Source organism: Pseudomonas sp. GW821-FHT04C07 (assembly GCF_059420325.1).
In genome coordinates this window covers 209,989-222,474 of record NZ_JBWKTM010000012.1, presented here as the reverse complement: position 1 = coordinate 222,474, position 12,486 = coordinate 209,989, and the positions used below count along the sequence as shown (strand labels likewise).

The window sequence follows — 12,486 nt, the reverse complement described above, 5'->3', positions numbered from 1 at the left end:
GCCACCGACCGTTTACGAACGGGCGATGGCGTCGAAACCACCTATCGAGGTGTCTGGAATTAGTTGACCACTACACTATGGCGGCTGTGCGCGGGAGACCTTCGAGTCTGCCGGGTTTCGTAGATGACCGGTTCGCCAACCTGCGCACAGCTGCCACCCTTTTTCGTTTGGCGACGATGAATGGAGGCTCCCAAAAAACTATCTACGAGATATACCCAATGACTCCATATCGTCCCCTGACATCCAACCCCACCGCCGCCTCCGTTCTAGCCTTCAACACCCTCGCGGCGACTCATCTTCTGCACGAAACAGCCTGTAGCCGTGTGCGCATTGGCACCGATCTGCTGGAAACCCTCACCTCAGTCACCATCCGCGATATCGACGATCAGGATCTTTATCGCTTGGTCAACGCGGCGTTTGTGTCGTTGCGTGATGGCCTGGACATAATGGAAGAAGTGCAGCATCGCCTGACCGCCCAAGCGTTGAAGGCGACCTGACGTTACCTCTGATCGTTCCCACGCTCCCGCGTGGGAATGCAGCCCGTGACGCTCCGCGTCACTGCCGAAGTGGACGCAGAGCGTCCAATGAGGCATTCCCACGCAGAGCGTGGGAACGATCGGTCGGTCTGCTTTACCAATTTGTTTCAAAACTTGACTGAATTTATTCTTCGGGCCATATTGATAGTTAGCAAACTAACAGTATGCGAGTTTCCTTTTGTCAAAAAATCTCGACGCTCTCCAGATGAACATCAGCATTGGCATGGTGGTCGCTTCGCGGCATTGGCGGCGGATCTGTCAGACCACGCTGGTCAACTATGGCGTCTCCGAAGCCTGTGCCGTCCCGTTGTTGATGATCGGGCGCCTGGGTGAGGGCGTGCGTCAGGTAACGGTGGCCCAAGCGGTGGGGATGGAGAGTCCGTCTCTGGTGCGTTTGCTCGATCAGCTGTGCAAGGCCGGCTACGTTTGCCGCACTGAAGATGCCCATGATCGTCGCGCCAAATGCTTGAGCCTGACCCAGAGCGGTCGCGAACTGGTGCAGGCGGTCGAGGCGCAGCTGGCGCGCTTGCGCCGTGAGGTGCTCGAAGGTATCGATCCCGCGGATCTAGAGGCTGCGTTGCGGGTGATCCGCGCGTTTGAATCGGCCACTCATTTACCGGTGACGACGTCTTGAACGGATTTTTTGCCGGCATGCCACCTGCGCGGGACTGGTTTTATGGCGTGCGCACCTTCGCCGCGTCGATGATCGCGCTGTACATCGCCTTGTTGATGCAGATGCCGCGCCCGTATTGGGCGATGGCCACGGTTTATATCGTTTCCAGCCCTTTCGTCGGCCCCACCAGTTCCAAGGCGCTGTACCGCGCCGTCGGTACTTTTCTTGGTGCGGCGGCGGCGTTGTTTTTTGTGCCGATGTTTGTGCAGGCGCCGCTGTTACTGGCGGTGGTGATTGCGCTCTGGACCGGCATTCTGCTGTTCCTTTCCTTGCACCTGCGCACGGCCAACAGCTACGCGCTGATGCTCGCCGGTTACACCTTGCCATTGATCGCCCTGCCGGTTGTGGATAACCCCCTGGCGGTGTGGGACGTCGCAGAAGCGCGAACCGAGGAAATTTTCCTCGGCATCGTCTGCGCTGCGGTGATCGGCAGCATGTTTTGGCCACGGCGCCTGGCGCCGGTATTCGTCGATTCGACGGGCAAGTGGTTTGCCGATGCGGCGACCTACAGCCAGCGTTTTCTGAGCCGTGCGGTGCAACCCGAGGAAGTCAGCGCCCTGCGTTCCTCGATGGTCGCAACCTTCAACAGCCTCGAACCGATGATCGGCCAATTGCCCCACGAGGGCGCGCGGCCGCAAACGGTGCGCAATACCAAAGAGTTGCGCGGGCGGATGATTCACCTGTTGCCGGTGGTGGATGCGCTGGACGATGCCTTGTATGCCCTTGAGCGGCGTACGCCAGAGCTTGTGGATAAGTTCGCGGCGCTTTTGCTTGCAACGAATGAATGGCTTGAAAACACCGTCAATGACGCGTCTGTCGAGCGCTGGCAAACGTTGCGCAGTCAGCTCCAAGCCTTGCAACCGAGCCTGGATGCGCTGGACGACCGCCGCCAGTTGTTGTTTTCCAACGCGTTGTATCGCCTCGGCGAGTGGATCGATTTGTGGCAAGACTGCCGCAGCCTGCAACAGGCGATTCACAGCGAAAGCCAGGATATCTGGCGCGCGGTCTATCGCCATTGGCGCCTGGGACGGTTGACGCCGTTTCTCGATCATGGGTTGATGCTGTATTCGGTGGCGTCGACCATTACCGCAATCATCGTCGCTTCGGTGTTGTGGATGTTGCTGGGCTGGACCGACGGTGGCAGCGCGGTGATTCTGGCGGCGGTGGCCTGTAGCTTTTTCGCCTCGATGGACGACCCGGCGCCACAGATTTACCGGTTCTTTTTCTGGACCGCGATGTCTGTGTTGTTCGCCAGCCTTTACCTGTTTTTGATCCTGCCCAATCTGCATGACTTCCCGATGCTGGTGCTGGCGTTCGCCGTGCCGTTTATCTGTGTTGGCACGCTCACGGTGCAGCCGCGTTTTTACCTCGGCATGCTGCTGACCATCGTCAACACCTCATCGTTTATCAGCATCCAGGGCGCTTACGACGCGGATTTCCTGAGCTTCGCCAATTCCAATCTGGCAGGCCCCATCGGGTTGCTGTTCGCGTTCGTCTGGACCCTGATCGCCCGGCCATTTGGCTCGGAGCTGGCGGCCAAACGCCTGACCCGCTTCAACTGGCGCGAAATTGTCAGCCTGACTGAACCGGCGACCCTGGCCGAGCATCGACACATGGGCGTGCTGGTGCTCGACCGGCTGATGCAGCACTTGCCGCGTCTGGCGATGACCGGTCAGGACACCGGCGTCGCCCTGCGCGAAGTGCGGGTGGCGTTGAATCTGCTGGACTTGCTGGCCTACATGCCACGGGTATCGGGTGCGCCGCAAGCATTGCTGCGCCTGGTGGTGGCCGAGGTCGGCGAGTACTTCAAGGCGTGCCTGAAGGCCGGTGAACGTTTGCCGGCGCCGAGTCCGCTGTTGATGACGCTTGATCGAACACGCCGTTCTCTGAGCAGCCAAGGCTTGCCAGGCGATGGCGAAACCCGTCTGCATTTGTTGCACGCACTGAGCGGTTTGCGGCTGGCGCTGTTGCCGGGCGTGGAATTCGTTGGCGCTGGCGACCTCGAAGAACCGCTTCCCCATGGCATCGATGGAGCGCCTTTATGATCGGTGATCTGGATATCAGCGGGGTGTTCCTGCCCACGTTGCTGGTGCTGATGGGCATTACGTATGTGTTGTACCTGCTGGTGCACGGGTTGCTGACGCGCTTGCACTTTTATCGTCTGGTCTGGCACCGGGCATTGTTCAACGTTGGTCTCTACGCTTTGTTGCTCGGCGCCGTGGACTCACTCAGTCGATACCTGATGACATGAAAAAACCTTTATTGACCCTCGGTCGCGTGGTTCTGACTCTGTTAGTGGTGACCTTTGCCTGTGTCGTGGTCTGGCGCATGGTGATGTATTACATGTTTGCACCATGGACGCGGGACGGGCATATCCGGGCCGACATCGTGCAGATTGCGCCGGACGTCTCGGGCCTGATCCAGCAAGTGCAAGTGCGCGATAACCAACTGGTGACGCGTGGTCAGGTGTTATTCAGCATCGACCAGGACCGTTTCAAACTGGCCCTGCGCCAGGCCAAGGCTGCCGTCGCCGACCGCCAGGAAACCCTGGCTCAGGCCCAGCGCGAGGCCAAACGCAACGGTGGCCTCGGCAACCTGGTGCCTCGTGAGCAATTGGAAGAAAGCCAGTCTCGGGTCGCCCGTGCGCAATCGGCGCTGGCCGAGGCACAAGTGACGGTGGACAGCGCGCAGCTGAACCTCGACCGATCGGTGATCCGCAGTCCGGTGGACGGCTACATCAATGACCGCGCGCCACGAGCCCAGGAATTCGTCACGGCCGGGCGGCCGGTGTTGTCGGTGGTGGACAGCAATTCCTTCCACATCGACGGTTATTTCGAAGAGACTAAACTCGACGGCATTCATGTAGGCCAGAGCGTCGATATTCGGGTGATCGGCGACCGGGCGCGGCTGCGCGGGCATGTCGAAAGCATCGTCGCCGGTATCGAGGACCGCGACCGCAGCAGCGGCTCTAACCTGCTGCCCAACGTTAACCCGGCCTTCAGCTGGGTGCGGTTGGCGCAGCGGATCCCGGTGCGTATTGCTTTCGATGAAGTGCCGGAGGATTTCCGCATGATCGCCGGGCGTACCGCTACGGTTTCGATTATCGGTGACACGCCCGAGTCGGGAGCCAGGCCATGAAATCGGCGGTGCGCTTGGCAGTGGCCGGGCTCGGCTTACTGCTTTCGGCCTGTCAGGTCGTCGGGCCGGATTATCATCTGCCGGACAATGCGGCAGTGCGCCGCGAAGACCTGCAAGGCGATCTGGCGGGGGCGGACAGTAATGTGGTCTCTGCACCGGTACCGAGCGATTGGTGGCGGCTGTATCAAGATCCGCGTCTGGATGAACTGGTGCGTCAGGCCATGGCGTCGAATACTGACTTGCGGGTGGCGGCGGCCAACCTGTCCCGGGCTCGCGCTCAGGTCGACGAAGCTCAGTCGGCCGGTGGCTGGAGCGGTGGGGTGAAGATGGGCGCGCAGCGCTTGCAGGAGTCCGGCGAGGCGTTTTTGCTGGCCGATAAAGTGCCGGTGACCAACGTCGGCGATATCGGGATCAGCACCTCGTATCAATTCGACTTGTTCGGCACCTTGCAGCGCGGGATCGAAGCGGCCAAGGCCAACGCCGATGCCACCCAAGCGGCAGCGGACACCGCGCGGATCACGTTGGTCGCGGACGTTGTACGGGCTTACACCCAGATATGCGCCGCCAACGAAGAACGGGAAATCGCCGAACATTCGCTGGACCTGCAAGCTCAAAGCACCACGCTCACTCAGCGTTTGCGTGACGCCGGGCGTGGTGACGAAACCCAGGTCACCCGTTCGCAAACCCAATTCAAATCCCTGCGCGCCGAACTCCCTCGGTACGAGGCGGCACGTCAGGCCGGGCTGTTCCGGTTGTCGATGCTGCTGGCCAAACCGGTGGAGCAATTGCCTGCCGGTACCAACAGCTGCGCGGAGCTGCCGCACATTGCACAATTGTTACCAGTCGGTGACGGCGCGACACTGCTCAAGCGTCGGCCGGACGTGCGCCAGGCTGAACGTCGCCTGGCGGCTGCGACGGCCGGGATCGGCATCGCCACCGGCGAGCTGTACCCGAATATCAGCATCGGTGCGTCCATCGGCACGGTTGGTATTCTGGAAAATCTGGGCAAACCGGCGACCAACCGCTGGGGCTTCGGCCCGTTGCTGAGCTGGACCGTGCCGTCCAATGGCTCTCGTGCACGGATCCGTGAGGCCGAAGCGTCGACCCAGGGCGCCCTGGCGCATTTTGACGGCGTGGTGCTCAACGCCATCCGCGAAACCCAGACCGGTCTGGCGCAGTATTCCGCCGTCCTGCAGCGCCGCGATGCTCTGGCCGATGCCGAGCAATCGGCACAACTGGCGGCGGATCAGACTCACCGCTTCTTCCAGGCCGGCCGTGCGTCGTTTCTGGCTGACCTGCAAGCGACCCGGACTTACACCGATGTCCGCGCCCAGCTGGCCTCGGCCAACACTCAGGTTGCCATCAGCCAGATCGATTTGTTCCTGGCGCTGGGCGGTGGTTGGGAAAGCGGACGAACGCAAGGTTCTGAGCACGCGAAACCCTGAGGCCGTTGCTATGCTTTGAACAGTTGGGTTCGCACACCTCGATTGCGCGAATTCACCGATCAAGGCTTGCGATGGTCATGGGGATTTGAATGATGAAAAGCCCTTATGCTCCCGGCTTCTGGTGCGCCATCGCTGCGGTGGTGCTGCTTTCTGCTACCTATTTCTACGGCATCATGCTGGCCCATCAGATCGACAAGGCGCTGCTTTTTCTCGACAGTGTCATCGCGTTGATCGCCGTACTGTCCATCGTGATGGTCGCCTGGGCCATGTTTCAGGGCCAGCGGGTCAAGAAAAAACAGCTCGAACAAGGCAAAACCCTGGTGCTTATCTGGGATACCAAGGTTGCGTTGCGCCGGGTCGAAACGGTGTTTGACCGTTACTTCTGGGGCAGTTACTGGCAACCGGGGCGCACCTTCCAGGAGGTCATGGGTGAACTCACCGGCACACCTCTGGAAAAAAGCCTCGAGGCCCTGAAACACCAATGCCTGGTCCTGGACAAGCAAATCGCTGACGGTCGGCACTGGCTGAACAATGCCCGCGAACTCTCCGACGTCGCCACCGCCATGGCCCGGGAACGCTATCAACTGGATTTCTGCGACCCGCGTTCGGAGTCACCCAGCGGGGCGGTGATCAATCGGGACTTTGAAGTGCTGGTGTACACCTGGACGGCGCGGCTCAAGAGCTTTGATCATCAACTGGATGAAATTGAAGTTCAGTATTCCTGAGGGAATGAGGGCCCCGAAGATCGCAACCTTCGATAGCTCCTATGGCAAACGAGTACACCCCTGTAGGCGCGGGCGTACGCAAAACCCGGAGCTGGCGTAGGTTGCGATCTTTTTGCGTTTTCAACAGAGCCTCACCAGCTCCCGTAGGGGATGCCGAAGCGTTCGATATAGCGTTTGGAGGAATCCTTGATCTTCCAGGCGTAGCGACCTTCGTTTTTTCCCATATAGGGCCCAAGCGGTTCGATGCCGACCACGGCGCGATCGGTTTTGTTGGCGTGGAAGCAGTCGTCCCAGACCCAGACCTGAATGATTCCGCCGGGGGCTAGGCCCAGGTTTAAAGATGCGCTGAATCTAGAGGTGTACTCCGGGTATTTGTGACAACGCTGTGCCGTGGAGTTGCGCATGATCTGCCGGGTTTCTTCCGAGATATCGATCCAGCCCTCGTAGACTTTTTGCTCGACAATTGATTGCCAGCGTACATAGATGCGTTTTGGCAGATCGGCGCCGATGACCGGCATACCTGAGCTGCCAACCCCTGTCCAACCTCTGGCATTCTCCGTACCATCTTCGTAGTCGCTACCTGCTGCCGTGCGTGAAGCGACATCACGAAACAGCCGACCTTGAATATCCTGTACGGATGCAATTTCAACCCACACAGTCATATGGGCCGGCTCGGTAAAACCTATGTTCCACCAGCGAGCCTTGGGGTCATTTTTTGCCGAGAGCGGGTCCGGTGTCTGGCAACCGCTCAGAGCTAACAGCGCTAGAAGCAAAAAAGGGTGTTTCATGGCTACAGCATCCATTCCGGTACATGAGGGTGTTGCACCCGCACGGCGTCCGCCGTCGGAGCGTTGACATAGATCAGCTCGAGCTTGCTGGTGCGCGGTCCGGCGAGCAGGCCCGGCGTCCAGTGGGCAGACCTATGGATGTAACGGTGCCTGAGCAGCTTCTCTTCGGCGGGCGTCGTGCTGTAGTCGCCTGAAACGAATTGATCACACAACGCTTGCAACTCGTTGGGCACGTTTTTGTCAGGCTCGGCACCGATCTCCAGAAACTGTACACCGTGCTTTTTCGCCTCCTCGTACATCACCCGCAAATACACCTTTGCCAACCCGGCGCTGACCTTACGCTGAAGCCGTAAGCCGACAAAAACCCTTTTGTGTTTCGGGGCCATACGGTCCTGTGAGTCGGCCGGTAGTAGTTCGGGTTCGGGGGTGACAAGCCTCAACATGTCCAGGGACCAGCCTTTGGCGTGCCAGTGGGCTTGCGCTTGTTGGGCGTCGCGGTAGATCGAGGTGGTTTTCACATCGGTATGCGCAGGCACGTCCAGTGCCTGCAGCGGGATGAGCATTACCCGTTCTTCGGCCTCGTCCCGGTAGCCGCCGCCGAGGTCCGAATGGGCGCCGGGCAGGCTGATTTCCGTGTGATCCGGGCCCAGGCGGTTCAGGGCGAAGTTGGCACGGTATTCGTCTCGCGCCACCAGATGCAGTACATGGCGAAAGAACTTCGGGTGCAAATGCAGCTTGACCCCCGGCGCGGCGGGGCTGCGCACATAACCCAGGTTGCTCCAGCCGCCCACCGAGGCCACGGTGTCGAACAGCCCGATAAACCCGGTATGCACGCTTTCGCCATAGATTTTGCTGAAACCGTTGGCGAAGAACTTTTTGGGCAAGGCCAGGGTTTCGTGCAGGGGGCTGCCGATTCTCGCCATCGTCAGGTAGGCAAAGTGCCGCGCGGCGGCGGCACCACGGCTGAAGCCGAATATGTCGAAGATAAGGGAGTGGATCTGGAGCTCGGGGTTTTCATCGTGGAAGTCGAAAAGCCTTTGTTTGACCTCACGAAAGGCTTGGAACACCCGGGCCTCGATACCCGTCTCACCCCGACCCAAAGCCGAGCCCAGCAAGCTGTCTGGCTCACCGGCCGTGGTACCGATTCCCTCAACATAAACTTTCTTGAACGCCAGTTTTTGCGTTTTGATATCGCGGGTACTTCGGGAATCTAGGTAAAGGTCATAAAGACCCTTCACATTCGTCACCTCATTCCCATAACTCCCGCTCGGATCCTGCATGTACGGCTTGCAACTCCCATCCAGATCCTGCGGGGCGATCGGATGATGAGCGCCACAACGCTGGCCGAGCTCCACGTTGAATGGGTTGTTGCCCGTGCCATCGAAAAACACGCCGATGCGCAAGGTGACGGTGACTTGCCGGCGTTGTTCTTCGGCCTGTTTCTCTTCCCATAGACGATTGCATTCGTCTTCATGGGCCTGTTGCCGGGCCAGCATGGCTGCGTTCTGCTGTTGCGCCGTCTCGGCGCAGAAGGCTCTGTCCTTGGTTCGTTCCGCCCGTTGTGTTGCCAACGCCTGATCACGGCACACGGCGCAATGGTATCCATCGACTTCATTTTTCATTCGGCATCCCTTTTTCAGTCGACCCATCCTTGGGCCGGAAGCCCAATGGCAGGCTTCAAGCTAAAAATGCGCCCCAAACGGTAAGGCCGGATGCCAGTTGCGGATTGATAGTCTGTGGGAAGTGCGCTGAATTCGCTGCACCTGGAGCTGACAGAAAAAACGCGTTCTAAAACGAGATTTGGCATAAATCCGGGCGAGAGGGACCAGGAGCGTCAGTTCTTATCGTCTGAACCAGGCCCGAGCCTTCGGCAGTGACTACAGGGGAAGTGACGGGGAGGGATTTTTCCGACAGTGTTTTGAGGTTGCGTTGATTTTGCGCGCGGCTAACCTTCGCGGGTCGCTGCCAATTCAGTGATCGGGTGTGGCAGCCCGGATACTTCATAAACCCAGAAGGCCGCAGGGCGTTTTTCTGTGCTGGCTGCTTTGTGGCGGCTGTGCGTGGGAGGCTTCGGCCTTTGAGCTCGAAGGCTCACGTCGCAGCGTGGGACCGATCGTCGAATGGTTGGTATTACCTTCAAAGGTTCGGTTGGCCCGTACGGCAAATGCTAATCTCCTATCACTTTTAGCGGAGTCGAGCCGCAACCCGTCAAGGGTTCAGGGAAGACCACCACACTTTCAACAACGGACATTGATCGGGCCAAACATGAACAAATCAGCAGGCGTACTGTTAGGAATCGTTGTCGCGATAGGTGCAATCAGCGCCGGCGGCGGCTGGTACACCGGCACCAAACTGGAAGGGGCGCTGCAAGCCTCGATTTCCGATGCCAACAAAGAGCTGCAAACCGCAATGGTCGGCTCCAACGGTACCGCGACCCTGGAATTGGTATCGCTGGATCGCCAGTTGTTCAGCAGTACCGCGCACTATCGCCTCAAAGGTCAGGGCGAAATGTTCGGTGCGGCCCCTGAAGGCGTTGAATTGCTGTTCGTCGACCATATCGAACACGGCCCGCTGCCGTTCTCGCGTCTGATGTCGCTGAAGCTGTACCCGGTCATGGCGACCAGTCGCTACGAGCTGGAGAAGACCCCGTTCACCGAAAAATGGTTCGCCGCCACCAAGGATGCTTCCCCGCTCAAGGGCGTGCTCAACATGGGTTACGACCGTTCTACCCACGGCACGTTCGAACTGTTGCCGCTGGAGCTGGTGCTGGACGACAAATCCAACCTGAAATTCTCCGGTATGAATGTCGATATTTCTGCCAGTGCCCAGGCGCAGAAGGTCAAAGCCAATGGCTACATGGACAGCCTCAACCTGTCGACGGTCGCTGAGGATCAGACTCCGGTTCAGGTCGAGCTCAACGGCCTGACGCTGGCCAGTAATCTTACCAAGAGCAGCTACGGCTTTTATCTGGGCCAGAACACCCTTGAGTTGACCAGCGCCAAGACGACCTTTGGCGAGAAGCAATCGGTGCTGACCCTTAAAAACTCCGAAGCAAAAAGCTCCTCTGACGAGTCCGGCACGAGCCTGGCGGGGCGCGCCGACTACAAAATTGGCGAAATCGCCTACAACGGCAAGGCTGTTGGCACGGCCAACATGGCCTGGAGCATGAAGAACGTCGATATTCCTTCTGCGATGTCGCTGATGCAGGTTTACCAGAACAAGCTGCGACCCTACGAGGTTGCCGCCGCCGCAGCGGCTGCCGCGGGTGAGCCGGCGCCAGAGCTGAAACTGACCGATGCCGAGCAGGCTCAGGTCCAGGCTGATCTGGATAAACTGCTGGCCGCCAAACCGCGGATTGCCCTGGAAAACCTCTCGCTCAATACCGCCAACGGTGAAGGCCGCGTGAGCCTGGTCGTCGACCTGAGCAAACCGCAATCGATGGAGCTGCCGCCAATGGAAGTGGGCAAGCAGCTTGTTTCGCTATTGGATTTCAATCTGCTGCTGTCCAAGCCGATGATCGCCGACGTGGCCAGTGTGCAAGCGCAGATGGACGGTCAGACCGATGCCAAGACGATTGCTGACCAAGGGGCCACGACCAGTGAAATGGTCAGCAGCATGGCGGTCGGGACTGAACTGGCAAAACTGGACGGTAACAACATCGTCTCCAAGCTGCACTACGCCAACAATCAGGTGGATTTCAACGGCCAGAAAATGACCGTCGAGCAGTTTGTCGGTTTCGTGATGAGCAAGTTCAGCGGCTCTGTCGTCGTTCAATAAGTCGTCTGTCGAGTCAGCAGCAACTGTCTTAAGCACGCAGGTTCAAGTCGAACGCCCGGTCACCGCATCAGCGGATCGACTGGGCGTTTTGCTTTGCAGGGCGAATCTGAAGAAATGTGCAGATTTGTCTTTTCCCCGTAGTCGCCATGGAAGACGGCGTCGTAGGAAAGCATGGCTGGGTCATATGGCGCCGGCCGCCAGCCCTCATTCACTGGCAGCGGCTGCTTTGTGCACTCAGAGAACATCATCTCCACTGCCACCTTACCAACAGTCCAGATATAGTCGTCAGGCCGACGACGGCCCCATCAGCGTAAGGTGCTTTGGTATGACCCGATTTGCTCTCAACCCTTGGTTTGCGGCCGTTGTAGCTGCCCTCTGCCTGCAACTGCCCGCGCAAGCCCAGGAACGCTTCACCCTCAGCATTCCCGGTGTATCGGACAACCGCCTGTTCACCCACTCAGCCGCCAGTGACGCCAGAGGCTGCGGTGGACAAAACGCTTCCCCGGCCCTGAGCTGGAATGCAGGCCCTGAAGGCACCCTCAGCTATGCCTTCGTCATGTACGACCCGGACGGCCAGAAAGGCCAGGGTGTCGATCACTGGGTACATTACGGGATCAAGGCCACCACTCACCGTATTGCGCCTGGTGTCGGCGCAAAATCTGCCCTCGAGGGGGTTGGCGGAACCAACAGCAAAAACACCACCACTTACGTCGGCCCCTGCCCACCCGTCGGCGACAGCGCTCACCACTACATCATCCAGCTCTACGCCCTGGACCTGGCCCCGGACGCCTTGCCCGCCGGCCTGACCCGCGCCCAGTTGATGGAGAAGATCAAAGACCATGTGCTGAGCAACAGCAGCGTGGTGCGGCGTTATCGGCGCTGAGGGATCATTTTTCGGCGCGTTGGAGGTGAGCCATGACGCAACGATTTGACGGCATCTCCAAACTGAAAAACTGCCCGACAATGGGCGAGGACATACGCAGAGCCATTGCTGCAAGCCGTAAGGTAGTGCATCCGGTGCAAGCGCAGGATGAGGAGACTGTTGAGCCTGAGCAGGTCGACAGGACCGAAAATACGAGTGACCTGCCTGCGAAAAAGCCCCGCCTCTGCTGAAGATCAGTCAGAAGGTGTAAACCTTGTTCAGGACGGGGCTGCTTGGCGATCATGCGGCTAATGCTATATAGCTCATGGTACTATGCCGGTGCGGCCACAGGCCGCAATCAGGTAACACGAACTGGCACGAAAGACCCCATCGTACATGTCCATGCGCGGTGGCCAAACCTCGAAGGCTTCCCGTAGAGGCCGACGGGCGCGGTTTTAGTGAGCGGGTTGGATCTATCTTTCCTGCGTCCAATGACGTACCAACAGAATCAATGTCACCTAAGTAGCTGAGCCAATAATCAA

The 12,486-nt window shown here is 59.1% G+C and carries 12 protein-coding genes; 10 read left to right on the top strand and 2 right to left on the bottom strand.

Annotation, left to right across the window (positions count from 1 at the left end):
• Positions 1-218: 218 nt before the first annotated feature.
• From AC07UI_RS21960 to AC07UI_RS21930, 7 genes are all read left to right on the top strand, one after another.
• Complete coding sequence (locus tag AC07UI_RS21960) at positions 219-497, top strand: hypothetical protein (protein ID WP_494994481.1); 279 nt, start codon at positions 219-221, stop codon at positions 495-497.
• Between the two features lie 244 nt (positions 498-741).
• A complete protein-coding gene (locus AC07UI_RS21955; protein ID WP_494994480.1) occupies positions 742-1,170 on the top strand; it encodes a MarR family winged helix-turn-helix transcriptional regulator in 429 nt (142 codons plus the stop codon).
• Positions 1,167-3,254: an FUSC family protein gene (locus tag AC07UI_RS21950; RefSeq protein ID WP_494994479.1), complete on the top strand. Its 2,088-nt coding sequence runs from the start codon at positions 1,167-1,169 to the stop codon at positions 3,252-3,254. Before AC07UI_RS21955 ends, AC07UI_RS21950 begins: the two co-directional genes overlap by 4 nt.
• A complete protein-coding gene (locus AC07UI_RS21945; protein WP_030128598.1) occupies positions 3,251-3,460 on the top strand; it encodes a DUF1656 domain-containing protein in 210 nt (69 codons plus the stop codon). The genes AC07UI_RS21950 and AC07UI_RS21945 overlap by 4 nt, the downstream gene beginning before the upstream one ends.
• Positions 3,457-4,347, top strand: coding sequence for an efflux RND transporter periplasmic adaptor subunit (locus AC07UI_RS21940; RefSeq protein WP_494994478.1), 891 nt, complete (start codon positions 3,457-3,459; stop codon positions 4,345-4,347). The genes AC07UI_RS21945 and AC07UI_RS21940 overlap by 4 nt, the downstream gene beginning before the upstream one ends.
• Positions 4,344-5,792, top strand: a complete 1,449-nt coding sequence (locus AC07UI_RS21935) for an efflux transporter outer membrane subunit (RefSeq protein WP_494994477.1) — start codon at positions 4,344-4,346, stop codon at positions 5,790-5,792. The genes AC07UI_RS21940 and AC07UI_RS21935 overlap by 4 nt, the downstream gene beginning before the upstream one ends.
• 92 nt (positions 5,793-5,884) lie before the next feature.
• Entirely contained in the window at positions 5,885-6,517 is a 633-nt protein-coding gene (locus tag AC07UI_RS21930; protein ID WP_494994476.1) for an NADH:ubiquinone oxidoreductase subunit N, read from the top strand.
• A 131-nt stretch (positions 6,518-6,648) separates the two neighbouring features.
• Here AC07UI_RS21930 and AC07UI_RS21925 read toward each other — a convergent pair whose 3' ends face one another.
• Complete coding sequence (locus AC07UI_RS21925; RefSeq protein WP_494994475.1) at positions 6,649-7,305, bottom strand: DUF2931 family protein; 657 nt, start codon at positions 7,303-7,305, stop codon at positions 6,649-6,651.
• 2 nt (positions 7,306-7,307) lie between these two features.
• The gene (locus tag AC07UI_RS21920) at positions 7,308-8,927 is read right to left on the bottom strand and encodes a T6SS phospholipase effector Tle1-like catalytic domain-containing protein (protein WP_494994474.1); all 1,620 of its coding nucleotides are present in this window, start codon (positions 8,925-8,927) and stop codon (positions 7,308-7,310) included.
• A 643-nt stretch (positions 8,928-9,570) separates the two neighbouring features.
• Here AC07UI_RS21920 and AC07UI_RS21915 point away from each other — a divergent pair.
• The 3 genes from AC07UI_RS21915 to AC07UI_RS21905 all read left to right on the top strand — a co-directional run bounded on the left by AC07UI_RS21915 (position 9,571) and on the right by AC07UI_RS21905 (position 12,195).
• Entirely contained in the window at positions 9,571-11,082 is a 1,512-nt protein-coding gene (locus AC07UI_RS21915) for a YdgA family protein (protein WP_494994473.1), read from the top strand.
• A gap of 325 nt (positions 11,083-11,407) precedes the next feature.
• Entirely contained in the window at positions 11,408-11,965 is a 558-nt protein-coding gene (locus AC07UI_RS21910) for a YbhB/YbcL family Raf kinase inhibitor-like protein (protein ID WP_494994472.1), read from the top strand.
• 32 nt (positions 11,966-11,997) lie between these two features.
• Entirely contained in the window at positions 11,998-12,195 is a 198-nt protein-coding gene (locus tag AC07UI_RS21905) for a hypothetical protein (protein WP_494994471.1), read from the top strand.
• The last annotated feature ends 291 nt before the right edge of the window (positions 12,196-12,486 follow it).